General features: G+C 66.2%; 24 protein-coding genes. 19 read left to right on the top strand and 5 right to left on the bottom strand.

Features of this window, described 5'->3' with window-relative positions:
- Window positions 1-72: 72 nt before the first annotated feature.
- Window positions 73-1,332, bottom strand: a complete 1,260-nt coding sequence (locus C4S70_RS10795) for a vWA domain-containing protein (protein ID WP_104008122.1) — start codon at window positions 1,330-1,332, stop codon at window positions 73-75.
- 68 nt (window positions 1,333-1,400) lie between these two features.
- Window positions 1,401-2,309 (bottom strand): AAA family ATPase, encoded by a 909-nt coding sequence (locus C4S70_RS10790; RefSeq protein WP_104008121.1) that lies wholly within the window; start codon window positions 2,307-2,309, stop codon window positions 1,401-1,403.
- A gap of 224 nt (window positions 2,310-2,533) precedes the next feature.
- Here C4S70_RS10790 and C4S70_RS10785 point away from each other — a divergent pair, with 224 nt between their 5' ends.
- The 4 genes from C4S70_RS10785 (at window position 2,534) to C4S70_RS10770 (ending at window position 8,091) form a co-directional block, all read left to right on the top strand.
- The gene (locus tag C4S70_RS10785) at window positions 2,534-3,574 is read left to right on the top strand and encodes a glycosyltransferase family 2 protein (RefSeq protein WP_104008247.1); all 1,041 of its coding nucleotides are present in this window, start codon (window positions 2,534-2,536) and stop codon (window positions 3,572-3,574) included.
- Window positions 3,571-5,931, top strand: coding sequence for a glycosyltransferase family 2 protein (locus tag C4S70_RS10780; protein ID WP_104008120.1), 2,361 nt, complete (start codon window positions 3,571-3,573; stop codon window positions 5,929-5,931). The genes C4S70_RS10785 and C4S70_RS10780 overlap by 4 nt, the downstream gene beginning before the upstream one ends.
- Before the next feature lie 4 nt (window positions 5,932-5,935).
- Window positions 5,936-7,000, top strand: coding sequence for a glycosyltransferase family 2 protein (locus tag C4S70_RS10775; RefSeq protein WP_104008119.1), 1,065 nt, complete (start codon window positions 5,936-5,938; stop codon window positions 6,998-7,000).
- A gap of 131 nt (window positions 7,001-7,131) precedes the next feature.
- Complete coding sequence (locus tag C4S70_RS10770; protein ID WP_104008118.1) at window positions 7,132-8,091, top strand: phosphoadenosine phosphosulfate reductase; 960 nt, start codon at window positions 7,132-7,134, stop codon at window positions 8,089-8,091.
- 3 nt (window positions 8,092-8,094) lie between these two features.
- On the opposite strand, the gene C4S70_RS10765 is transcribed toward C4S70_RS10770, so the two are convergent.
- Window positions 8,095-8,541, bottom strand: coding sequence for an SRPBCC family protein (locus tag C4S70_RS10765; protein WP_104008117.1), 447 nt, complete (start codon window positions 8,539-8,541; stop codon window positions 8,095-8,097).
- 114 nt (window positions 8,542-8,655) lie between these two features.
- Between C4S70_RS10765 and pyrC the strand changes: the two genes are divergently transcribed.
- The 15 genes from pyrC (at window position 8,656) to C4S70_RS10690 (ending at window position 22,835) form a co-directional block, all read left to right on the top strand.
- Entirely contained in the window at window positions 8,656-9,693 is a 1,038-nt protein-coding gene (gene pyrC, locus C4S70_RS10760) for a dihydroorotase (RefSeq protein WP_104008116.1), read from the top strand.
- 76 nt (window positions 9,694-9,769) lie between these two features.
- The gene (locus C4S70_RS10755; protein WP_104008115.1) at window positions 9,770-10,447 is read left to right on the top strand and encodes an orotate phosphoribosyltransferase; all 678 of its coding nucleotides are present in this window, start codon (window positions 9,770-9,772) and stop codon (window positions 10,445-10,447) included.
- A 251-nt stretch (window positions 10,448-10,698) separates the two neighbouring features.
- Window positions 10,699-12,192, top strand: a complete 1,494-nt coding sequence (locus C4S70_RS10750) for a replicative DNA helicase (protein ID WP_104008114.1) — start codon at window positions 10,699-10,701, stop codon at window positions 12,190-12,192.
- Between the two features lie 103 nt (window positions 12,193-12,295).
- Window positions 12,296-13,330, top strand: coding sequence for an alanine racemase (gene alr / locus C4S70_RS10745; protein ID WP_104008113.1), 1,035 nt, complete (start codon window positions 12,296-12,298; stop codon window positions 13,328-13,330).
- The gene (locus C4S70_RS10740; RefSeq protein WP_104008112.1) at window positions 13,327-14,109 is read left to right on the top strand and encodes an MlaE family ABC transporter permease; all 783 of its coding nucleotides are present in this window, start codon (window positions 13,327-13,329) and stop codon (window positions 14,107-14,109) included. Before alr ends, C4S70_RS10740 begins: the two co-directional genes overlap by 4 nt.
- Window positions 14,106-14,852 (top strand): ABC transporter ATP-binding protein, encoded by a 747-nt coding sequence (locus C4S70_RS10735; protein WP_104008111.1) that lies wholly within the window; start codon window positions 14,106-14,108, stop codon window positions 14,850-14,852. Before C4S70_RS10740 ends, C4S70_RS10735 begins: the two co-directional genes overlap by 4 nt.
- Before the next feature lie 109 nt (window positions 14,853-14,961).
- Window positions 14,962-15,393, top strand: coding sequence for a paraquat-inducible protein A (locus tag C4S70_RS10730; protein WP_104008246.1), 432 nt, complete (start codon window positions 14,962-14,964; stop codon window positions 15,391-15,393).
- Entirely contained in the window at window positions 15,390-16,754 is a 1,365-nt protein-coding gene (radA, locus tag C4S70_RS10725; RefSeq protein WP_104008110.1) for a DNA repair protein RadA, read from the top strand. Before C4S70_RS10730 ends, radA begins: the two co-directional genes overlap by 4 nt.
- A gap of 46 nt (window positions 16,755-16,800) precedes the next feature.
- Window positions 16,801-17,358 (top strand): CvpA family protein, encoded by a 558-nt coding sequence (locus C4S70_RS10720; RefSeq protein WP_104008109.1) that lies wholly within the window; start codon window positions 16,801-16,803, stop codon window positions 17,356-17,358.
- A 150-nt stretch (window positions 17,359-17,508) separates the two neighbouring features.
- Window positions 17,509-18,966: an amidophosphoribosyltransferase gene (gene purF / locus C4S70_RS10715; protein WP_104008245.1), complete on the top strand. Its 1,458-nt coding sequence runs from the start codon at window positions 17,509-17,511 to the stop codon at window positions 18,964-18,966.
- Between the two features lie 160 nt (window positions 18,967-19,126).
- Complete coding sequence (locus tag C4S70_RS10710) at window positions 19,127-19,399, top strand: hypothetical protein (protein ID WP_104008108.1); 273 nt, start codon at window positions 19,127-19,129, stop codon at window positions 19,397-19,399.
- A 42-nt stretch (window positions 19,400-19,441) separates the two neighbouring features.
- A complete protein-coding gene (locus C4S70_RS10705; RefSeq protein ID WP_104008107.1) occupies window positions 19,442-20,077 on the top strand; it encodes an SDR family NAD(P)-dependent oxidoreductase in 636 nt (211 codons plus the stop codon).
- A 114-nt stretch (window positions 20,078-20,191) separates the two neighbouring features.
- A complete protein-coding gene (surE, locus tag C4S70_RS10700) occupies window positions 20,192-20,974 on the top strand; it encodes a 5'/3'-nucleotidase SurE (protein WP_104008244.1) in 783 nt (260 codons plus the stop codon).
- Complete coding sequence (locus C4S70_RS10695; protein WP_104008106.1) at window positions 20,971-21,618, top strand: protein-L-isoaspartate(D-aspartate) O-methyltransferase; 648 nt, start codon at window positions 20,971-20,973, stop codon at window positions 21,616-21,618. The genes surE and C4S70_RS10695 overlap by 4 nt, the downstream gene beginning before the upstream one ends.
- 59 nt (window positions 21,619-21,677) lie before the next feature.
- Window positions 21,678-22,835 (top strand): peptidoglycan DD-metalloendopeptidase family protein, encoded by a 1,158-nt coding sequence (locus C4S70_RS10690; protein ID WP_104008105.1) that lies wholly within the window; start codon window positions 21,678-21,680, stop codon window positions 22,833-22,835.
- Window positions 22,836-22,877: 42 nt separating this feature from the next.
- On the opposite strand, the gene C4S70_RS10685 is transcribed toward C4S70_RS10690, so the two are convergent.
- Window positions 22,878-23,663 (bottom strand): hypothetical protein, encoded by a 786-nt coding sequence (locus C4S70_RS10685; protein WP_235003805.1) that lies wholly within the window; start codon window positions 23,661-23,663, stop codon window positions 22,878-22,880.
- A gap of 208 nt (window positions 23,664-23,871) precedes the next feature.
- The gene (locus C4S70_RS18505) at window positions 23,872-24,378 is read right to left on the bottom strand and encodes a hypothetical protein (RefSeq protein WP_146064201.1); all 507 of its coding nucleotides are present in this window, start codon (window positions 24,376-24,378) and stop codon (window positions 23,872-23,874) included.
- Window positions 24,379-24,427 lie beyond the last annotated feature (49 nt).

Raw genomic sequence — 24,427 nt, 5'->3', positions numbered from 1 at the left:
GGGAGCGCGAGGGGGCAGCGCCCCCTCGCACCGGTCGGATTGGCGCAGCCAATCCGAAAATCCACGTTTCCATCAGGCCTCCAGCATGGCCATCAATCGCGCCTTTTCGCCACAGTCGTCGGGGCGCGAAATCACGCGGGCCAGGTCTTCCAGCGATGCAATCGAATGTCCCGCACGGAAGCTGTCCACATGTGGCAACATTGCACGGATGCCCTGAGCCTTGGGCGCAAACCCGTCCCAGCGCAACAGCGGATTGAGCCACACCAACCGCCGCGCCGAAAGATGCAGCCGCTCTATCTCGCGGGCAAGCTGGCCGGGATCGTCGCGGTCCAGCCCGTCCGTGATGAGCAGAACGACCGCACCCTGCCCCATCACGCGCCGCGACCAGTCGCGGTTGAACTCGTGCAGACAGGCGCCGATGCGCGTGCCGCCTTCCCAGTCCTGCGCCTCCGCCCCGGCCGCGGCCAGCGCCGCATCCACGTCGCGCTGGTTCAGGTGGCGCGTGATGTTGGTCAACCGGGTACCGAAGGTAAACGCATGGACCTTCGCCCAGCCCTGCCCCTTGGCGTTCATGACCGTATGCAGGAAATGCAGTATCACGCGGCTGTATTGGCTCATAGATCCGGAAATGTCGCAAAGCACCACCAGGTTGGGCCAGCGCGGGCGCGGCTCCTGCCGGTGCAACTTGTTCATCTCGCCGCCCGTGCGCATGGCGCTGCGGAGCGCTCGGCGCAGATCATACCGGCGGCCGACATGGCTTGCCCGGCGACGGCGCGAGGGGATCGGGTCCACCGGCAGTTCCAGCCGCGCCAGCATCCGCCTGGCCTGGGCCATCTCGTCGGTGCTCATCTGTTCGAAGTCGAGGGTGCGCAGTCGTTCCTCGGAGGACATGGTCAGCGACGCGTCGATCTCGATTTCGGTGCCGTCGGGTTCGTCCTGCGGCATCTCGGGCAGGTCGCGTTCCACGCCTTGCAGAAGCGCCTCGGCCGCGCGCTTCTCGCCCGCCTTGGCGGTGCGCTCCTCCTGCACGCCGCGGATCGCCGGCAGCATCATCGCCATCATGTGTTCCAGATACCGCGGATCGCGCCAGTAAAGCCGGAACACCTGGGCGAAGATGACGCGATGTTCGGGCCGGTTCACGAAACAGGCGTGCAGCGTCCAGTAGAAATCGGTGCGCGAGGTGAACCCCGCCGCCGCCACGGCGCGGATCGCGTCGATCACCCGGCCCGGTCCGATCGGCAGGCCTGCCTTTCTGAGCGCGCGCGCAAAATGGATGATGTTCTGCGCGAGCCGCGGATTGTCGGGGAGTTCAAGCGGAGCGTATTCGGGCATATGCGGTCAGCGGGGGGCTGTCTGCCCCCCGCACCCCCCGAGAGTATTTGCGGCAAGATGAAGGGGCATCAGGCCGGCTCCAGGTTGGCGCGGGCTTCGTCGAGGATGCGCTTGGCCTCGGAACCCTGAAGTTTCTGGATATCGTCCTGATACTTCAGGATCGCGCCCAGCGTGTCGGCGATCACCTCGGGGCTGAGTTCGAGCACGTCCAGCGCCAGAAGGCATTTGGCCCAGTCGATGGTTTCGGCGACGCCGGGTTTCTTGAACAGATCCTCGGTGCGCAAGCGTTGCACGAAGGCGACCACCTCGCGGCTGAGCCGTTCGGTGGCCTCCGGCGCGCGGGCGTGGAGGATTTCCACCTCGCGGTCGAAACTGGGGTAGTCGACCCAGTGATAGAGGCAGCGGCGTTTCAGCGCATCATGCACTTCGCGCGTGCGATTGGAGGTGAGAATCGCGATCGGCGGCTCGGGCGCCTTGATCGTGCCGATCTCGGGGATCGTGACCTGAAAGTCCGACAGCGCCTCGAGCAGGAAGGCCTCGAACGGCTCGTCGGTGCGGTCGATCTCGTCGATCAGCAGCACAGGCGGGCCGGCGGGGTCGGGCTCCATCGCCTCGAGCAGCGGCCTGCGGATCAGAAAGTCGCCGCTGAAGAGTTCCTCTTGCAGCGATTTGCGGTCGGATCCACCGGCGGCCTCGGCGGTACGGATCGCCACCATCTGCGCGGGGAAGTTCCATTCGTAGACGGCGGAGGCCGCATCCAGCCCCTCGTAGCATTGCAGGCGGATCAGACGACGGCCCAGCGCGGCGCTGAGCGCCTTGGCGATCTCGGTCTTGCCGACGCCGGCCTCGCCTTCGAGAAAGAGCGGCCGGCCCAGTTTCAGCGCGAGGAACACGACCGTGGCCAAGGCCCGGCCGCAGACATAGCCCTGGCCAGCCAGGAGCGACTGAACGCCGTCGATGGATTGTGGTATCTGCATGTGAACTCTCCCGCACCCAACAGGTCACGTCGCGCGGCCGAGGTCAAGCGCGCCTTGGGGTGGACTTAGGTCGGAGTTGTCGCGGAAGCGGGCGGCGGCGTTGACGGAGACTCGCCCCGGTGTCATTAATCGGGAAACAATCGAGCGGCATCATCCGCCAACGCGCGGGGCAGAGCGGGACAGGCGACATGAGCGGGACGGACGGCGGCGCGGGGACGGCACCCATGCGGATCACCGCGGTGACCTGCATCAAGAACGAAGGCCCCTTTCTTCTGGAATGGATCGCCTTCAACCGTCTGATCGGCGTGACCGATTTCCTGTTCTATTCCAACGACTGCGATGACGGGTCGGACGAGCTGCTGGACCTGTTGCGCGATCACGGCATCGTTCACCATCTGCCGAACCCGGCCAAGGGGCGCAACTATCAGATGGAGGCGCTGAAGGACGCCGCGCATCAGGATGTCGTGCGGCAAGCCGACTGGGTCTGGGTGGCGGATGTGGACGAGTTTCTCAACATCCATGTCGGCGATCACACCATCCCCGCGCTGATCGCGGCCTGCGGCAATCCGCAGGCGATTTCGGTCAGTTTCCAGTTCTTCGCCAATTGCGGGATCAAGACCTTCGAAGACGAACCGGTGATCGCCCAGTTCACCCGGTCGCACAATCCCGACATCTGGTGCGACGATCTGTCGGCCGAGGTCAAGACGCTGGTCCGGCGCGATTTTCCCCTGCAATATTTCGGCGCCCACCGGCCGTTCTTCAGGAAAACCCTGCCGCCCCGGAAGCGGCCGGACTGGACCGACGGCTCCGGCCGCAAGGTGCCGCATCGCTTTCTGGTGGCGGCCGATCCCAGGTTCATCCGCAAGTTTCCCGCCCGCGGCGCGCGCGATCTGGCGACGCTCAATCACTATGCGCTGCGGTCGCTCGACAGCTATCTGGTCAAGAACGATCGCGGCGACGTGAACCGCGAGCACCGCTTCTTCGATGACGGCTACTGGCAGGACCGCAACGACGACGCGTGGGAGGATCTTTCGATCCGGCGCTATCTGCCCGCGCTGCGCGAGGAGATCGCCGCGCTCAAGGCGCTGTCGGGCGTGGCGGAGGCGCATGACACCTGCGTGCGCCTGCACAGGGCCAAGATCGAGCGGCTGAAGGCCGATCCCGCCTTTGCCGCGTTGCGCAACCGCCTGCTGAACCTGCCGCGCATCCCACGCGCCGAGGAAGAGCTGATCGCGCGGCTGGATCGGGGGCTGGAGCCGGCATGAGACGGATCGACCTGCATATCGGCCTGCCCGGCTGCGGAGCGGAGCGCATTCAGCAGGTGCTGGACGCCTGGCGCGAGCCGCTGTTGCGCGACGGGGTTCTGCTGCCCAGGTCCTCGGGGCGACGCAATCACACGCGGCTGTATATGGCGGTGACCGATCCCGACCATGTGGACCCGCTGCGCTGGAACCGGGGCCATGCGACGGCGCAGGCGCAGGCGCGGCTGCGCGAGGAGGTGCGGACACGGCTTGCCGCCGAGTTGGACAAGCACGGCGCCGACCGCGCGATCCTGTCGGCGATGCAGCTTGCGACGCTCTCGCGCCGGTCCGAGCTGGAACGGCTGCGCGACCTGCTGGCGGAATTTGCGCGGGGCATCCGCGTGGTGGTGCATCTGGACGAACCGGCGCGCGTTCTGGCCCGGCACTATGCCGAACAGGTGCTCGAAGGGCGCACGGCGGATCTGCGGGCCGAGCTTGATCTTGCGCGCTCGGGCAAGGACTGGCGCGCGACAATCCTTGCTGACGTGCCTCCGCCGAATCCGATGCTGAACGCCATGCCCGAGGTGCAGGCGCCGCCCTTCTGGCTGGATTACGCTGCACTGCTGGAGGACTGGCGGGCAGTGTTCGGAGACGAGGCGGTGCGTCCACGCGCCTTTGATCCGCAAACATTCGCGGGCGACGCGATCCGGGCCGAACTGATCGAAGCCTTCGATCTGGAGCGCGCGCCGGGCCGCGTGCCCGAGGCCGAAGCCACAGCGGAGCCCTCTGCCGCCTTCCTCGCCCGCGCGCGGCAGATGAACGCGCTGATGGAACGCGCGCTGCACGCCGGCCGCATCATCCCCCGCCAGCTGCGGCGGCGGCTGCTGGGACATCTCGACGTGAACGGCGCGCCCGTGGATCCGGGCCAGCTGACCCCGGTCAGCGACCGCTTTGCCACGGCGAATGCCCGGCTGGCCGACCGATACCCGGCGCTGGCGCCGATCCTGGAGGCGCCCGCGCCCGTCGGCGACTGGGCCGAGCCGGATCCCGGCTACGGGTTCCGCGCCACGCAGTATTTCGCCGCCTTCCTGCCGCGGATCGACGCGGCCACAAGCGAAGAGCGCGAAAGCAAGGCCGAGGCGATCGCGGCGCTGACCGCGCGGGCCGCGAATGGCCGGCTGGCGAAGGTGGCGGAGCTGTCGCCCGAGGCCGCCGCGATCCTGCCGCCGCTGGCGCAGGAGAAGTTCCGCGATCTCATCCGCAGCAGCTATGTCCCCCACAACGGCATCGGCCGCACCGACGAAGACCTGCCCGCGCCGCCCTACCCCGAAATGCCGCGCCGCGAATTGCCGCCGGGCTCCACCGGCACGGTGATCGTGGGCTGCATGAAGAACGAAGCGCCCTATATCGTGGAATGGGTCGCCTCTCACCGCGCCATCGGCGTGGACAATTTCCTGATCTACACCAATGGCTGCGAGGACGGCACCGACGCGATCCTCGACCGGCTGCAGGAAATGGGCGTCCTGCAACACCGCAACAATGACGACTGGAAAGGCAACTCGCCCCAGCAACACGCGCTGAACCGGTCGCTGAAAGAAGATGTGATCCGCAACGCCGAATGGATCGCCCATATCGACGTGGACGAATTCATAAACGTGCGCTGCGGCAACGGCACGGTGCAGGATTTCCTGGACCGGGTGCCGAATGCGACGAATATCGCGATGACCTGGCGGCTTTTCGGCAACAACGGCGTGCGCGAGCTGCGCGACGAATTCGTGATCGCCCAGTTCGACCGCTGCGCCCCGCGGTTTTGCCCCAAACCGCACACGGTCTGGGGCTTCAAGACCATGTTCCGCAATATCGGCGCCTATGCCAAGATCAGTTGCCACCGCCCCAACAAGCTGGCGCCCGAATTCGAGGACAAGGTGCGCTGGGTCAACGGCTCGGGGCAGGACATGACGCGCGAGGTGGCAAGGAACGGCTGGCGCAATTCGAAGAAATCGATCGGCTACGACCTTTTGCAGCTGAACCACTATGCCCTGCGCAGCGCGGAAAGCTTCCTCATCAAGCGCCAGCGCGGCCGGGCGCTGCACGTGGACCGGTCGATCGGGCTGAACTACTGGATCCGCATGGACTGGTCGGATCACCGCGACATCACGATCCAGCGCAACATTCCCCGCCTGCGCGCCGAATACGATCGGCTGATGGCCGACGACCGGCTGCGCGACCTGCACCGGCAGGGGCTGGACTGGCACAGGGCCAAGGCCGACGAATTGCACCGCATCCCCGAATTCGAAGAGCTCTACCAGCAGGCCCTGAAACTGCGTCTCAACGAAACCGAGCGCGCGGCCTGGGCACTGGCGCTCGACATGGAAAGCTGAGCCAGTGGGCGGCGGTCCCCGCAGGTTCCTCGCGGTTCTGACGGTCCGCAACGAAGGCGCCTTTCTGCTGGAATGGCTGGCCCATCACCGCGCCGTGGGGTTCACCGATTTTCTGGTCTTTTCGAACGACTGCCAGGACGGCACCGACGCGATGCTGGACCGGCTGGCCGAACTGGGCTGGCTCACCCATGTCCGCAATGACGGCCCCCATGACAAGGGCGGCATCCAGTTCACCGCACTGAAACGCGCCGACCGGATGGAGATCGTCGCCCGGGCCGACTGGATCCTGCCGCTGGACGTGGACGAATTCGTCAACATCCATGCCGGCGACGGCACGCTGACGGATCTGCTGGAGGCGCTGCCGCAGGCCACCGCGATCACCCTGACCTGGCGGCTCTTCGGCAATGGTGGCGTGGTGCGCTACGCGGACGCCCCGGTGACCGAAACCTTCACCCGCTGCGCCCCCGAGGTCATGTATTGGCCGTGGCGGGCGGCCATGTTCAAGACGCTCTACCGCAATGACGGCACCTATCGCAAACTGGGCGTGCACCGCCCCCGCAGCCCCGATCCCGACCGGCTGGCGCAGGCGCGCTGGTTCGACGGCGAAGGGCGCGAGCTGGACGACCAGTTCAAGACCCGCCGGATCTTTTCAAACTATGGCCGTCCAAATTACGGGCTGGCGCAGCTGAACCACTATCCGCTGGGCGCGATGGAAAGCTTCGTGGTCAAGGCCGACCGGGGCCGCGCGGTGCATTCCGACCACATGCTGGACGTGGATTACTGGGTCGAGCGCAACTTCTGCACCGACACCGACACCACCATCGCCCGCATGTCCCCGCTCAGCACGCCGCTGCGCGACGAGTTGCACGCCGACCCGGTGCTGGACAAGCTGCACCGCCAGGCGGTGCTGTGGCGCAAGTCGCGCTTTCTGGAGCTGATGGAGCAGGAACCCTTCCGCGCCCTGTTCGCCCGGCTCCTGATGACCCCGCCCTCGCGGCCGGTGGACCAGCAGACGGCGCGGACGCTGATGCATTTCGCCAATCTGGGCCGAATGAAGGCAAAGTCCTGACGCCTTTCCGCGCCCGTCCCCGCGCTTGCGCGAAACGGCCCCGGCTTCTTCCAATTTTGGCCTGAATCCCCATCTAGTCCTATCTCCGAGGCAACCGGCACGAAACGCGGCCGGGATCGAGGAACAGTGCAATGCAGGACGCGGAAAACAGTCTGGAGACGTCGCTGGACGGGCTTTCCAAGGCCGAGTGGAAACAGCGCCTGATCGCCCAGGCGGATGCCAACGGCATGTCGCAGCTGCTGGGCGACCGGCACTTTGCCACGTTCATCGACCAGAACAGCACGCTGCTGGTGACCTTCGAGACCGTGCAGGGCATCCGGGCGCTGTCGGAAACCGCCCAGCCCTTCGGCTTTCAGATGGTTGAGGCGCAGGGCTGGTCGCATCTGTGCCTGATCTCCGACGGCGACACTTGGTTCCGCGACCACCGGGTCTATGGCTTCTTCGACCAGCTCGTCGATGACGGGTTCTTCGAGGATTTCGACCGCGTGATCTTCTACGGCGCGGGCCCCTGCGGCTATGCCGCGGCGGCGTTTTCGGTGGCCGCCCCCGGCGCGACGGTGGTCGCGATCCAGCCGCAGGCGACGCTGGATCCGCGCATGACCGAATGGGATGACCGTTTCCCCGAAATGCGCCGTACCTCGTTCACCGACCGCTACGGCTATGCCCCCGACATGCTGGACGCCGCCGGTCAGGCCTTCATCCTCTACGACCCAGCGCAGGAGCTGGACGCGATGCACGCCACCCTGTTTGAGCGCCCCAACGTGACCCGCCTGCGGATGCGCCACATGGGGTCGGCCCTGCAGACCAGCATGCTGGAGATGCGGATCCTCTACCGCACCATCGTGATGGCCGGAAAGAACCGCCTGAACGAACGCAGTTTCTACCAGCTCTACCGCGCCCGGCGCGACAACATCGCCTATCTGCGCGGGCTGGCCGATCTGCTCGAGTCGCGCGACCGCCCATACCTGACGGCGGTTCTGTGCAAGAACGTGATCTCGCGGATCAACGCCCGCCACTTCCGCCGCCGCCTGCGCGGGTTGCAGAAACGCGCCGATGCCGGCGAATTCACCATGCCGCCCAACGGCGACTGAGGCTCAGGACGCCACGCCCTCGTGCAGCAGCCGTTGGCGCACATGGTGGCGCCAGCGATAGATGAAGCGGGCGAACAGAGCCGCAAGCGGTGTCATCCACCCCGCCTCCACCTCGACCCGGTCGATCAGGCAGGCCCCGGAGCCGTCGGAGCGCACCTCAAGATCATGCACCAGACGCCGCACGCCCGCGCCCTCTTCGACCGACCGCATCCGGCGCGCCCGCGCATCGCAGGCCTCGATCCGAATCGTATAGGGCCGCACCGGCAACAGGCTGAACAGCGAAAGACCCACGTCGATCACCTGCCCCGGCCGCACTGGCCCGGACGGCAGGTGGTGGATCTGCACCCAGGGCCGCGTCACCGCCTCGAGCGTGTCCAGATCGGTGGCCAGCGCGAAAACCCGGTCGGGATCCGCGGCATAGCGGTGTTCGAATGTCAGCGTTCGGCTCATGCGTTTCCGTCGCTCGTCAACGCAACCAACCTGCCGCGCAGCCTTGCATAAAGGAACCGCGCAAAGTGTCTCGCCCCTCTGGCCGGATCGTCGCACTTGTGCTAGCGGGGGCGCATGACGACAAAGCTCACGATCCGCCGCCCCGACGACTGGCACCTGCATCTGCGCGACGGCGCGATGCTGGCCGCCGTGCTGCCGGAAACCGCCCGCCATTTCGCCCGCGCCATCATCATGCCGAACCTCGTGCCGCCGGTGGTGACGGGTGCCCAGGCCGCCGCCTATCGCGACCGCATCCTCGCCGCCCTGCCCGACGGCATGAGCTTCGAGCCGCTGATGACGCTCTATCTGACCGAAGACACCGACCCGCAGGACGTGGCGCAGGCCGCCGCCAGCGGGCTGGTGCGCGCGGTCAAGCTCTACCCGGCCGGCGCCACGACCAATTCGGCCTCGGGCGTGCGCGATTTCGACCGGGTGCGCGACGTGCTGGAAAAGATGGCCGAGATCGGCCTGCCACTCTGCGTGCATGGCGAGGTCACCGACCCCGAGATCGACATCTTCGACCGAGAGGCCGCGTTCATCGACCGCGTGCTCGACCCGATCCGCCGCGCCACGCCGGGGCTGCGCGTGGTGATGGAACACGTCACCACCGCCGACGCGGTGGCCTATGTGCGATCGGCCGAAAACGACCTCGGCGCCACCATTACCGCGCATCACCTCGTCATCAACCGCAACCACATTCTCGTGGGCGGGATCAAGCCGCACTATTACTGCCTGCCGGTGGCCAAGCGCGAAACCCACCGCAAGGCGCTGGTCGAGGCCGCCACTTCAGGCGATGCGCGTTTCTTTCTCGGCACCGACAGCGCTCCGCACACGGACGCCAACAAGGAAAGCGCCTGCGGCTGCGCCGGCTGCTTCACCGCCACCAACACCCTGTCGGTGCTGGCCGAGGTCTTCGACCGCCAAGGCGCGCTCGACCGGCTCGAGGCCTTCGCCTCGCTGAACGGCCCCGCCTTCTACCGCCTGCCCCCCAACGACGACAAGGTCACCCTGACCAAGGGCGCCCCGGTCACCTACCCGGCGAAAATCGAAACCGGCGATGGCCCGGTGACCGTGTTCGATCCCGGCTTCCCGCTGCACTGGTCCGTCACCTGATCTTCATCTTGCTCCAAATACTCCCGCCGGAGGCTCCCGCACTCTCCGCGCGCTCCAACGTCCGAAAGGTTGCCGCATGATCCCCACCTCCTTTCCCCCCCGCGAAGAGATCGCCCGCCTGACCGCGCGCATGCTGCTGGAAATCGGCGCGGTGAACTTCAACACGCGCGAGCCCTACACGCTGGCTTCGGGCCTGCCCTCGCCCAGCTACATCGACTGCCGCAAGCTGATCTCCTATCCCCGCATCCGCTCGACGCTGATGGATTTCCTGACCGTCACCGTGATGCGCGACGCAGGTTTCGAGGCCTTCGACAACATCGCCGGCGGCGAAACCGCCGGCATCCCCTTCGCCGCGCTTGTGGCCGAGCGCATGGGCCTGCCGATGACCTATGTGCGCAAGAAACCCAAAGATTACGGTCGCAACGCCCGGATCGAAGGCGCCATGAGCGAGGGCCAACGCGTGCTGCTGGTCGAGGATCTGACGACCGACGGCGGCTCGAAACTGTCCTTCGTGGACGCGATCCGGCAGACCGGTGCCACCTGCGCCCATACGGCGGTGATCTTCTATTACGGCATCTTTCCGGAAACCGAAAAGACGCTGGGCGACCACGGCGTGCGCCTGCACCATCTCTGCACCTGGTGGGACGTTCTGGCCGAGGCGCGCGCCGCCGGGGCCTTCGACGCGGAAACGCTGGCCGAGGTGGAAAACTTCCTCAATGCCCCCCGCGAATGGCAGGAGGCGCACAGGCGCTGACCCCGGCCGCGACATTGCTGCAACACCGCGCGATCATCTGATCGGCGCGGCACGGGACAAGCTGTGCGCAACCTTCCAGCGAATCGTGTATCGAACCTACATCTTGTCGCCTGCGCAGGACGTGCTACTCTATCTGCCACAGGCAACACGCATCCACATGCCGATACACAGGGTAATCCACAGAGATTTCCCGATGGAACCCCGCCGCAGGGTCTGTCACAGACCAAGGGCGCCAGGGGATGGGACAGCAGATGAACGAGATTGCGAATTTCGAGGCAGGCAAGACCGAGATTCAGGACGCGGACACGATGCCCCACTCGGTGGAGGCCGAACAGCAGTTGCTGGGCGCGATCCTGACCAACAACGACGTCTATGACCGCGTGGCCAGCATCATCGGGCCGCAGCATTTCTACGACCCCGTCCACGCCCGCATCTACGAAATCGCCGCTGCGCGGATCGCCAAGAACGCGCTGGCCTCGCCTGTGACGCTCAAGGCGTTCATGGAGGACGACGAGGGGCTCAAGGAACTGGGCGGCCCGGCCTATCTGGCGCGGCTGGCCGGCGCGGCGATCAGCTCTTTCGCGGTGCGCGACTATGCCCAGTTGATCTATGACCTCGCGATCAGGCGCGAACTGATCCGGCTGGGTCACGACATCGCCGACAAGGCGGCGCGGGTGGACATCTCCAGCGAGCCGCGCGAACAGATCGTCGAGGCCGAACAGAAGCTCTACAAGCTCAGCGAACAGGGCAAGGCCGAAGGCGGTTTTCAGAGCTTTCTCAAGGCAGTAACGGATGCCGTTAATGTCGCCAACGCCGCCTATCAACGCGATGGAGGGCTGGCCGGGATCTCGACCGGCCTGATCGACATGGACAAGAAGCTGGGCGGCCTGCACCGGTCGGACCTTCTGATCCTTGCCGGTCGGCCGTCGATGGGCAAGACCTCGCTGGCCACCAACATCGCCTTCAACGTGGCCAAGGCCTACAAGCGCGGGACACTGCCCGACGGCACCGAGGGCGCGGTCGAAGGCGGCGTGGTCGGTTTCTACTCGCTGGAGATGAGCGCCGAGCAGCTGGCTGCGAGGATCCTTTCGGAAGCCGCTGAAATTCCATCTGAAAACATCCGTCGCGGCGACATGACCGAGGCCGAGTTCCGCCGCTTCGTCGATGCCGCCAAGGCGCTGGAATCCTGCCCGCTCTATATCGACGACACGCCGGCCCTGCCGATCAGCCAGCTGGCCGCGCGGGCGCGCCGGCTGAAGCGCACCCACGGGCTGGACCTGTTGATCGTGGACTATCTGCAGCTGGTCCGTCCCGCGACCGCCAAGGACAGCCGCGTGAACGAGGTCAGCGAGATCACGCAAGGTCTGAAGGCCATCGCCAAGGAACTGGACATCCCCGTGATCGCCCTGTCGCAGCTGTCGCGCCAAGTCGAGGCGCGCGAGGACAAGCGGCCGCAACTGTCGGACCTGCGCGAATCGGGCTCGATCGAGCAAGACGCCGACGTGGTGATGTTCGTGTTCCGCGAAGAATACTATGTCGAACGGGAAAAGCCCTCGGACGATCGCTTGGACGAGATCGCCGCCTGGCAGGAACGGATGGAGCGCCTGCACGGCAAGGCCGAGGTCATCATCGGCAAGCAGCGCCACGGTCCGATCGGCACGGTGGAGTTGTCCTTCGAGGGCAAGTTCACCCGCTTCGGCAACCTCGTGAAACCGTGGCAACAGGGGCACGACGACGGGTTCTGAACCCGCCCGCTCTCCGCTGCGGCACGCAATTTTTCGCGCGCGGCAACGCGCCTTGCCGCGCCGCCGCCCTTGACCTTGGCCCCTATCCTGTCAAAAACGCCGCATGAGCACGGGCAAGCTGACCATCGACCTTTCCGCCATTGTCGCCAACTGGCACGCGCTTGATGCAATGACGGATTGCGAAACCGGCGCCGTCGTCAAGGCAAACGCCTACGGGCTGGGTGCGGGCGAGGTCGCCCATGCGCTGGCCCGCGCCGGCGCGCGCAAATTTTTCGTGGCCGTCGCCGAGGAAGGGGCCGACGTCCGCAAGGCCGTCGGGACCGGCCCGACTATCGCTGTGTTCTCGGGCCATATGGAGGGCGACAGCGACTTGATCCGCGATCATGATCTCACGCCCATGATCAATTCGGTGGACCAGATGCTGCGCCATGTCGAGAATACCCCGCGGCAGGGTTTCGGGATCCAGCTCGATACCGGCATGAACCGGCTGGGGATCGAGCCCGAGGAGTGGGCCGCCCTGCGCGACATCGCGATCGGCCAGATGCCGGTGCTGATCATGTCGCACCTGGCCTGCGCGGACGAGCCCGATCATCCGATGAACGCCAAGCAACTCAAACTTTTCAACGAGTTGACCGCCGGAATTGACGTGCCGCGTTCGCTTGCCGCCACGGGCGGCATTCTGCTGGGTCCAGACTACCACTTTGACCTCACGCGTCCCGGCATCGGCCTTTACGGCGGGCTGCCCTATGTGGATGCACAACGCGTCGTCGCGCTCGATCTGCCGGTGATTCAGGTCCGCGACCTGCGGCCGGGCGAAACGGTGGGTTACGGCAACGCCTTCACCGCGCGCCGCCATACCCGCATCGCCACCGTCGCGGCGGGCTATGCCGACGGGCTGATCCGGGCGATGGGGCCGAACGGGTGGCTCTATCACGGCGACACGGCCTGCCCGGTGGCCGGGCGCGTTTCGATGGATCTCATCACCGTCGATGTCACCGGCCTCGCCCATGACCCCGAGAGCCTGACGATCCTCGGGCCGCAGCAGGGCGTGGACGATCTGGCACAGGCGGCCGGCACCATCGGCTATGAAATCCTCACCTCGCTGGGCGACCGCTATGAACGGACCTATCTGAAATGAACCCGGTCACGGCGCTTGAACGGCTCGGCAACGCGGTTCTGAACACGCTCGGCACGATCGGCCGGATGACGCTGTTCGCGATTCTGTCGCTGTCCCATGTGTTCCGGCCCCCCTTCTATCTGCGCGAATTCGGGATGGCGCTGATGAATATCGGCTGGCTGTCGCTGCCGGTGGTGGGGCTGACCACGATCTTCACCGGTGGCGCGCTGGCGCTGCAAACCTATTCCGGCGGCGCCCGCTTCAATGCCGAGGCGATCGTGCCGCAGATCGTCGCCATCGGCATGGTGCGCGAACTGGGCCCCGTCATGGTGGGGCTGATGATCGCGGCCCGCGTCACCTCTTCGATCGCGGCCGAAATCGCCACGATGAAGGTGACCGAACAGATCGACGCGCTTGTCACGCTCTCCACCAACCCGACGAAATACCTCGTCACCCCGCGCGTTCTGGCCGCGCTTCTGGTGGTGCCGGCGCTGGTCGCGGTGGGCGACGTGATCGGCATCGCCGGAGGCTATGCAGTGGGCGTGCAGAACCTCGGCTTCAACCCTGCGGCCTATCTCAAGAACACCGTCGATTTCCTCGAGATGCGCGACATCGTCTCTTCGCTGGCCAAGGGGGCCGCCTTCGGCGTGATCGCCGCCACGATGGGATGCTACTACGGCATGAACTCCGGCCGTGGCGCCCAAGGGGTCGGCCGCGCCACCAAGAGCAGCGTCGAAGCCGCCGCAGTGATGATCCTTGCCGCCAATTTCGTCCTCACGGGGGTGTTCTTCTCGCTATGATCCGGATGGAGAACGTCTGCAAGAGCTTCGGCGACAACCACGTTCTGCGCGGCATGACGCTGACCGTCGAAAAGGGCACGTCGATGGTGATCATCGGCGGCTCGGGCACGGGCAAGTCGGTGGCGCTGAAATGCATCCTCGGCCTCATCAAGCCCGATTCCGGCAAGATCTACGTCGATGGCCAGGACGCCGAAACCGCCGACCGCGACGCCTTCCTGTCGCGCTTCGGCATGTTGTTCCAGGGCGGCGCGCTGTTCGATTCGCTCACCGTCTGGCAGAACGTGGCCTTCCGCCTGCTGCGCGGCTCGCTGAAACGCCCCGCAGACGAAGCCCGTGCCATCGCTCTGGAAAAACTGCGCCGGGTCGGGCTGAAACCGGACGTGGCCGACCGCTACCCCGCCGAGCTTTCGGGCGGCATGCAGAAACGCGTAGGCCTCGCCCGCGCCATCGCCGCCGAACCCGAAATCATCTTCTTCGACGAACCCACAACGGGGCTCGACCCGATCATGGCCGGGGTCATCAACGACCTGATCCGCGAAATCGTGGTGGAAATGGGCGCGACCGCCATGACCATCACCCATGACATGACCAGCGTCCGCGCCATCGCTGACACTGTCGCCATGCTGCATGACGGCGTCATCAAATGGACCGGCCCGGTCTCCGAACTCGACCATTCCGGCGATCCTTACGTGGACCAGTTCATCCACGGCCGCGCCGAGGGCCCGATCGAGGCCGTGCGATGACCCCGCCCCTTCCTCTTGCCCGAAATATCCTCGGGGGGAGCCGCCGCAGGCGGCGGGGGGCAGACAGCCCCCCTGCCCGCCCCCAGGCCGCGCGCCGATGCTGAAACCGATACTCACCCTCGCCAACGCGGCGCTTCTAGTGCTGTTCCCGTTGGCCTGGTTCGTGCCGCTGATGCGCGCGGGTCTCCTTCCTCTCTTCGGCCTCAGCGAGATTTCGGTGATCTCCGGCTTGCAGGCGCTGTGGGATGCCGACGTGGCACTGGCTCTTTTCGTCACCTTCTTCGCGATCTTCGCCCCCTACCTGAAAACCATCGGCCTCGCGCTCATCCATTTCGGCCTGCTCTCGCCCCGCACGCTTCCCGCGCTCACATGGCTGGGCAAGCTCGCCATGGCCGACGTGTTCCTGATCGCGCTCTACATCGTCGTGGTGCGCGGCATCGGCTACGCCACGGTCGAGGTCGCCTGGGGCCTGTGGTTCTTCACCGGCTGCATCCTCGCCTCGCTGCTCCTGTCGATCCTCAGCGCAAGGTCCGTCAGATGAAGAAACCCGCCGGCTTCACCTGCACCGCCTGCGGTGCCAGCTACAACAAGTGGTCCGGCCGCTGCGACGCCTGCGGCGAATGGAACACGATCACCGAGGACGCGGGCCTGTCCACCGGCGCGGGTTCGAAATCGCTGGGCGCTAGGCGCGGCCGCTCGATCGCACTCACGGATCTGGCCACCGACGAAGCCCCCCCGCCCCGCACGCAAAGCGGGCTGGCCGAGCTTGACCGGGTGCTGGGCGGCGGACTGGTGCCGGCCTCGGCCATCCTGGTGGGCGGCGATCCGGGCATCGGCAAATCCACCCTGCTGCTCCAAGCCGCCGCCCGGTTCGCCCGGGCCGGGCTGAAGACCCTCTACGTCTCGGGCGAAGAGGCCAGCGCCCAGGTGCGGATGCGCGCCCGCCGGCTGGGGCTTTCCGACGCGCCCGTGCAACTGGCCGCCGAAACCAACCTGCGCGACATCCTCACCACGCTGGAATCCGAAAAGCCGCAGCTTGTCGTGATCGATTCGATCCAGACCATGTGGGCCGACACCGTGGACAGCGCGCCGGGCAGCGTCTCTCAGGTCCGCGCCGCCGCGCATGAACTGACCACCTTCGCCAAACGGCGCGGCGTGTCGGTGGTGATGGTGGGGCACGTCACCAAGGACGGCCAAATCGCCGGCCCCCGCGTGGTCGAACACATGGTGGACACGGTGCTCTACTTCGAAGGCGAGCGCGGCCACCAGTTCCGCATCCTTCGCGCGGTGAAAAACCGGTTCGGCCCGGCCGACGAAATCGGCGTATTCGAGATGACCGGTGGCGGGCTGGCCGAAGTCGCCAACCCTTCGGCGCTGTTTCTCAGCGAACGCGGCGAGCCCAGCGCCGGATCGGTGGTCTTTGCCGGGATCGAGGGCACCCGGCCGGTTCTGGTCGAGTTTCAGGCGCTGGTTGCGCCGTCGTCGCTCAGCCAGCCGCGCCGGTCGGTGGTGGGCTGGGATTCCGGCCGGCTGGCAATGATTCTCGCCGTGCTCGAGGCGCGCTGCGGCATCCCCTTTGCCGGGCTCGACGTCTATCTGAACGTGGCCGGGGGCATGAAGGTCACCGAACCGGCCGCCGACCTTGCCGCCGCGGCGGCGCTGCTGAGTGCGCGGGAAGATGCCGCCTTGCCCGGAGAGACGGTGATTTTCGGCGAAATCAGCCTCTCGGGCGCCCTGCGGCCCGCGTCGCAGACGGAAAACAGGTTGAAAGAGGCAGAGAAACTTGGTTTCACGCGGGCAATCGCGCCCGCGGGTGGCAAACCGGTCACGGCCGGCGGTCTGACGCTGACGAAAATGCCGGATTTGACGCGCTTTGTTGGCGAAACCTTCGGAGCCGGTTAAGATCGCCGCGCGGGGCAGAGCTGAAACGCAAAGACAGGCAGGGGACATGGAAGGCTTTACCATCATAGACGGCGTGGTTGCGCTGATCGTCGTGCTGTCGGCGATTCTGGCCTATTCGCGCGGCATCGTTCGGGAAATCCTTGCCATTGCCGGCTGGGTCGTCGCGGCGGTGCTGGCCTTCATCTTTGCCCCGAAAGTGGAACCGCTGATCCGCGAGATCCCGGTGGTGGGCGAATTCATCGGCGACAGCTGCGAGCTCAGCGTCATCGGTGCCTTCGCCGCGGTCTTTGCCGTGGCGCTGATCGTGATGTCGTTCTTGACGCCGCTCTTTTCGTCGGTGGTGCAACGCTCGGCCCTGGGCGGGATCGATCAGGGACTGGGCTTCCTGTTCGGCGTGGCGCGCGGGGTGATCCTCGTGGCCATCGCCTTTTTCGTCTATGACAACGTGATGCCGGGCCAGTCCTACACGATCGTCGATGAAAGCCGTTCGGCCCGGGTGTTTTCCCAGATGAACCAGAAGATTGCCGAGCAGGACCCCGAACAGGCGCTGGGTTGGATCACCACTCAATATGATCAGCTGGTCGGCATCTGCGACCAGCAATAACCGCCGTTGCTCAACGCGCCGAGCATGGCGCGGGGCATCGGCTGTCCCTGCGGCAATCATTTCATGATAGTTTCGTGACAGCCCGCGGATCAGGCGTTAATAGGGGGCGACACCAACTGCCGGGATTCGGAGCCGCCCGTCATGCGCCAGATGCCCCCCGCCCACCCTTTCGATGACGACAAACTGAAAGAGGAGTGCGGCATATTCGGCATCATCGGCGTTGCCGACGCCGCCAATTTCGTGGCGCTGGGCCTGCACGCGCTGCAACACAGGGGGCAGGAGGCCGGCGGTATCGTCGCCCACGATCCCGAACAGGGGTTCAACAGCGTCCGCCGGTTCGGCTATGTCCGCGACAATTTTACCAGCGCGAAGGTGATGGAGGCTCTGCCCGGTCCGATCGCGATCGGCCATGTGCGCTATTCCACCGCCGGATCCAAGGGACAGACGGCGATGCGCGACGTGCAGCCGTTCTTTGGCGAGTTCTCCATGGGCGGCGCGGCGATCGCGCATAACGGCAACATCACCAATGCCGAGGCGCTGCGGCGCGAGTTGATCGAGCGCGGCTCGATCTTCCAGTCCTCGTCGGACAGCGAATGCATCATCCATCTGATGGCCCGGTCGCTGCAACGCGACATCCCCGAACGGATGGAGGACGCGCTGCGCCGGGTCGAGGGGGCGTTTTCGGTCGTCGCCATGACCGCAAACCAGCTGATCGGCGTGCGCGACCCGCTGGGCGTGCGGCCGCTGGTGCTGGGCCGGCTGGGAGAGGCCTGGGTGCTGGCCTCGGAGACCTGCGCGCTGGACATCATCGGCGCCGAGTTCCAGCGCGAGATCGAACCGGGAGAAATGGTCGTGATCGACGAAAGCGGCGTGGAAAGCCGCCACCCGTTCCGCGCCCGGCGGCCGCGTTTCTGCATCTTTGAACATGTCTATTTCTCGCGCCCCGATTCGATCCTCGGCGGCCGGTCGGTCTATGAAACGCGCGAGGCGATCGGGCGCGAACTGGCCAAGGAAGCGCCGGTGGAGGCCGATATCGTCTGCCCGGTGCCCGACAGCGGCACGCCCGCGGCGATCGGGTATTCGCTGGAATCGGGCATCCCCTACGCTATGGGGATCATCCGCAATCAATACATGGGGCGGACCTTCATCGAACCCACCGAGCAGATCCGCAACATGGGCGTGCGGCTGAAGCTGAACGTCAACCGCGCCCTGATCCGGGGCAAGCGGGTGATCCTGGTGGACGATTCGGTGGTGCGCGGCACCACCAGCCGCAAGATCAAGGAAATGATCCTGGATGCCGGCGCGAAAGAGGTGCATTTCCGCATCGCTTCCCCCCCCACGGCCTGGCCCTGTTTCTACGGCGTGGACACGCCGCAGCGCGAAAAGCTGCTGGCCGCGACCATGACCGAGGAAGAGATGCGCGACCATCTTGCCGTGGACAGTCTAAAGTTCATCTCGCTTGACGGCCTCTATCGCGCGGTGGGCGAGGCGCAGGGCCGCGACAACGCCTGCCCGCAATATTGCGATGCCTGTTTTTCCGGCGATTATCCGGTGGAACCCGCCGACATGATCGAAAAGGGTTTTCGGCTGAAGACGGCGGCCGAATAGCGCGTCCCGGCCATTTCCCGCCCATGTCGCAAGGGCGGGCGGCAGGATCATGCCGCAGCGCAGAAAACGTCCTTTTCCTTTACCGTGCCGGCTGATAGCGCGACGCCCCGACACGCAAGCAGTAACACGAGGCGCGCCGGCCAGAGGCGCGGGTAACGTCATGGGGTTTCTGAAACGCGCGGGCGCGACGCCCGAAACCGTGGCGCGTGCCGCCACGATCCCCGGTGCCTTGAAGCACGAGGAGACGGTCGTGATCGGTCTGGTCGGCCGGGGCGATCGGTTCGAGGCGCTGGTGCGCGCGCCGGGCGGCCGGATCAAGCGGGTCAGGCCCGGCAGCCGGTTACCGGTCGGTCGGGTCGCCGGCATCGACCGGAAGGGGATCGTTGTGGAGAGAGGCGGCACGACCCGGCGCCTTGGCCTCCCCGGCGGGTGATCCGCTCTTGACGGCGGGGCGGGGCCGGTTCAAACCGCGCCCATGACCAAGGTAGCTCTCATCACCGGAGCCTCGCGCGGACTGGGATTCGCGCTGGCCGAAGCGCTTGCCCCCACCCATCACGTCGTCGCCGTGGCCCGCACCACCGGCGGGCTGGAGGATCTGGACGACCGCATCCGCGAACGCGGCGGCAGCGCCACGCTTGCGCCGATGGACATCACCGTGAAAGAGGCGATGGCCACGCTCTGCCGCGGCATCCACGACCGCTGGGGCCATCTGGATCTGTGGATGCACACGGCGATTCACGCGCCCCTGTTGTGCCCGGTGCCGTCGATCGACCCTAAGGACTGGGAGAAAGCGGTGGCGATCAACGTCACGGCGGTTTCGGTGCTGATCCCCTATGTCGCGCCGCTGTTGCGGCAGGACGGACGGGCGGTGTTTTTCGACGACCCGCGCGCGGGGCATAAATTCTTTGGCATCTACGGTGCGACCAAGGCCGCGCAGATCGCGCTTGCCCACAGCTGGGCGGCGGAAACGGCCAATACCGGGCCGAAGGTGCACGTTCTGCAACCCGATCCGATGCCGACCGCCACCCGGGCGCGGTTCTTTCCGGGCGAGGATCGGTCGGCTCTGACCCCGCCCGCCGACGAGGCGAAGCGCCTGCTGGCGATGCTGTGAGGGAATGGCCCTCCGGGCCATGCCTCCGGCGGGAGTATTTTTCGCAAGATGAAGCGGCGATTCTTGCCCGCCATCGCCGCGGGGTCTATCAAGACCGAAACGAGGCAGGACGGCATGCGCATACTTCTGACCAACGATGACGGGATCAACGCGCCGGGGCTTCAGGTGCTGGAGGCGATCGCGGCCGAGGTCGCAGGACCGGACGGCGAGGTCTGGGTCGTGGCACCCGCCTTTGAACAGTCGGGCGTGGCGCATGCGATCAGCTATACCCATCCGATGATGGTCACCCGGCTTGGTCACCGCCGCCATGCCGCCGAGGGCAGCCCGGCCGACTGCGTGCTGGCGGGGCTGCATGACGTGATGCGCGATGCGCCGCCCGACCTTGTGCTGTCCGGGGTCAATCGCGGCAACAACTCGGCCGAGAACGCGCTTTATTCCGGGACTCTGGGCGGGGCGATGGAGGCGGCGCTGCAGGGCATCCCGGCAATGGCGCTGTCGCAGTATTTCGGGCCGCGCAATCTGGGGCTGGACAATCCTTTCGATGCCGCGATCGGGCATGGCGCGGATGTGGTGCGCAAGGTTCTGGAGGCGATGCCGGCGGAAGACGCCGAATACCGGCTGTTTTTCAACATCAACTTTCCGCCGGTGCCGGCGAATGAGGTCAAGGGCATCCGCGTCACCCGGCAGGGTTGGCGGCCGGACACCTGTTTCGCGGTCGAGCCGCATACCTCGCCTTCGGGGCGGCGGTTTCTGTGGATCAAGGGTGGCAACCAGCATGTCGAAACCGCGCCCGGCAGCGATGCGGCGGCCAATCTGGACGGTTACATCTCGGTCACTCCGATGCGGGCGGATTTGACCGCGCATGACGCGCTGGAGGCCATGAAGGCGATCGAATGACGGAGCTCTCGGCCGAAACCAAGATGCAGTTCCTGTTCGCGCTGCGATCCAAGGGCGTGACGGACACGCGCGTGCTCGAGGCGATGGAGGCGATCGACCGGGGGCGCTTCGTACGCGGGTTGTTCGCCGAACGGGCCTATGAGGACATGCCGCTGCCGATCGCCTGCGGGCAGACGATCAGCCAGCCATCCGTCGTGGGGCTGATGACGCAGGCGCTTGAGATCACTCCGCGCGACAAGGTGCTGGAGGTGGGCACCGGGTCCGGCTATCAGGCCGCGATTCTGTCGCGGCTGGCGCGGCGGGTCTATACGGTGGACCGCTATCGTCGGCTGGTGCGCGAGGCGCGCGAGCTGTTTGAAACGCTCGGTCTGGTCAACATCACCGCGATCCTGGCGGACGGGTCCTTCGGCCTGCCCGATCAGGCGCCCTTTGACCGGATCCTGGTGACGGCGGCCGCCGAGGATCCGCCGGGGCCTCTCTTGGCGCAGTTGCGGATCGGCGGTATCATGGTTCTGCCGGTCGGCCAGTCGGACACGGTGCAGCGCCTGATCCGCGTGCGGCGCACCGAGGACGGGTTCGATTATGACGAACTGAACCCGGTGCGGTTCGTGCCGCTGGTCGAGGGGCTGGGCAAGGACGGCTGAGCAAACGACACACGCCACCCCCCGGACCACAAGGGGGGGGACGCAACGAGGACAGAGACATGAGCACATCCCGGTTTTCGATCCAGTTGCGCCTGAGCGCCGCGCTGATTGGGGCCGTCGCCCTGTCCGGCTGCAGCGACGGGGTGGATTTCGACCTGCGCGGCACCATCGGCGGGTTCAGCACCGAGGATGCCGCGCGCTCGGTGCAGACGGCGGACCGGCCCGCACCGGACAACCGCGGGGTCATTTCATATCCTCACTATCAGGTCGCGGTGGCACGCCGCGGCGACACGGTGGCCGATGTCGCGGCGCGGGTCGGTTTGCCTGCGGCGGATCTGGCCCGTTTCAACGGCCTGCACCCGGGCGACACCCTGCGCGAGGACGAGATTCTCGCCCTGCCCCGCCGCGTGGCCGAGCCATCGGCCGCGACCGGCGCGCCCGGTGGCGTGGACATCGCCGCGCTGGCCGGCAGCGCGATCGACAGCGCGCCGGATACGTCGGTCAGCAGCCAGCCGCTGCCGCCTGCGCAAAAGCCCGCCCCCAAACCACAGGAGCCGGTCCGGCACAAGGTAAAGCGGGGCGAAACCGCCTATACGATCTCGCGCCTCTATCAAGTGCCGGTGGAGGCTCTGGCGGAATGGAACGGGCTGGGGCCTGACTTCACGATCCGCGAAGGGCAGTATCTGCTGATCCCGATCAAGACCGGCGAGGCGCCAGCCAGCACCGCCCCGGCCGCTGTGACCGCACCGGGCCAGGGATCGCCGACGCCGCCGCCGCCCAGCGCGGCCGAGCCGCTGCCGGACGAGAAGATCGAGGCCGCCGCGCCGCCCCCGCCGCCGGTATCGCTCGGCGAGCCGACCCGCAACGATTCCCGCATGACGATGCCGGTTCAGGGCAAGATCATCCGCGGTTATGCCAGGAATGAAAACGACGGAATCGACATCGCCGGCGATCCCGGTGCGCCGGTCGTCGCCGCGGCGGACGGGACGGTCCGGGCCGTGACGGCGGATGCCGACAAGGTGCCGATCATCGTCATAGACCACGGCGACAACCTGCTGACCGTCTACGCCAATCTGGACAAGATCAGCGTCGGCAAGGGCGACAGGGTGAAGCGCGGCGACAGGCTGGCGAGCCTGCGGGGCGGTTCCGAGGCCTATGTGCATTTCGAGGTCCGCAAGGGCTTCGACAGCGTCGATCCGATGCCTTATCTCAAGTAGGCCGAAACAAAGGCAGCCGTGCCGGAAAGCGCCCCGTTGGCCTCACGCCGCCTGGATCGCCTCTTCGGCCATGGCGCTGGCATAGGCGCGGCGCCGCTTCATCTCGATCAGGCGCGCCACCTGAATCGTGGCAATCCCTCGCATCACCGTGCTGGCCGGCAGAAAGGCCCATGCAACGATCATCCAGATGATCGTGTGCGGATCCGAGAACCGGATCGGCCCCACGCGATCGCCGAACAGAACCAAGACCCCCGGCAGCAGGAAGGGCAGCACGAGGCCCAGCGCGACGTTGATCCGGCCATCGCGGCGCAGCCGGGCCACCACGTCTCCTCCGACGGTCGGGTCAAAGAGCGGCAGGTTCACCCAGACATTGAACGCCCCCTTGCCGGCCGGCCAACCATGCAGCCGGATCGCCATCAGCAACGCCAGCACGCCGGCCATGCCGATCACATAGGTGATACCCGCCGCTGCGCGGATCGTCTCGACGCCGAGTCCGCGGTTGCCTTCCCCGACCACAAGGACCAGAAGCCTGACCGGCGAATACGGGAAATCCAACCATCCGGAGACAACGGCGGACAGCCCGGACACGATCAGGTTCAGACCGGCGGGCTCATAGCGATGCAGGACGATCAGCGACGTCACCAGAACCATCGCGAACAGCGCCACGAAACGGATCCTGTTGTAGGGGGGCGCGTCGCGGAACTCCACGAAGCTGGGAGAGTCGGATCTGTATTCCGAAAATGTCAGCAACGCCGCGAGCAGTGCCATCAGCATCGAGACTTCGGGCGCGTCCGAGGTGTATTCGGGCAGGATGAAGGATGGTGTCATCACCATCGCCGCAACCAATGCCCCGCGCAGGGCCGCGCCTGTCATGCGTGCAAACACTGTCCGATCCCTTCAAACTGGACAGGCCGGTGCATTGCCGAACCTTTGTGCCAACTTGAACCCGCCTCGGTCGGCGGACTGCCTCAATTTGGCCTCATTTGTGCCGACCTTCGGCCATGCGCTCAAGCGGCCCGACCACGAAATCGCTGATTCAAGGCAGAAAAATGGAAAGACTGGTGCGAAGTTGCATCATCACCGTGGCCAAATTTCGTCGCCGCCCCAAAGATTGCAACATCTTGTGGCGCACCAGCGGCCGACCACAAGAAGCCAAGCCCCGGATCGCACAGGATACCGCAAGGCAGGTTGAATTGGCGTCGACCCCTTCAAATCCCGCAGCCGCAACAACGGGCAGGTGACATTTCCATGACGACCGGGAACGAGCCCGAAAACCTGGGTCTGCCGACCAGCCCGACCCGCCGGAGACCCGCACCGCGGATGGAATCAGGCGGCGGCGCGTTGCCCGCGCATCCCCGTGGATTCCGGTTTTGCCACCGATGACACCGTCAACTGCGTTCCGCGGAGCGCGAACATCGCGCGCGCCATGATCCCGCGGGTCGAGGAAGGCCATGCGCGCCCCTGTCACGAGGTTTTGCTGCCGCAACCGACGATTTCGGAATATTTCATCTGCGAGATACTTGCGGATCTGATTGCGGGACATGCCGACCTCTCGCCCTGGCGGTGCAACCGACGCATCGTTTCCCGGTCGG

Source organism: Jhaorihella thermophila (genome assembly GCF_900108275.1).
In the GTDB taxonomy this organism is placed as follows: Bacteria; Pseudomonadota; Alphaproteobacteria; order Rhodobacterales; family Rhodobacteraceae; genus Jhaorihella; species Jhaorihella thermophila.
This window is presented reverse-complemented; position numbering and strand designations above follow the sequence as displayed.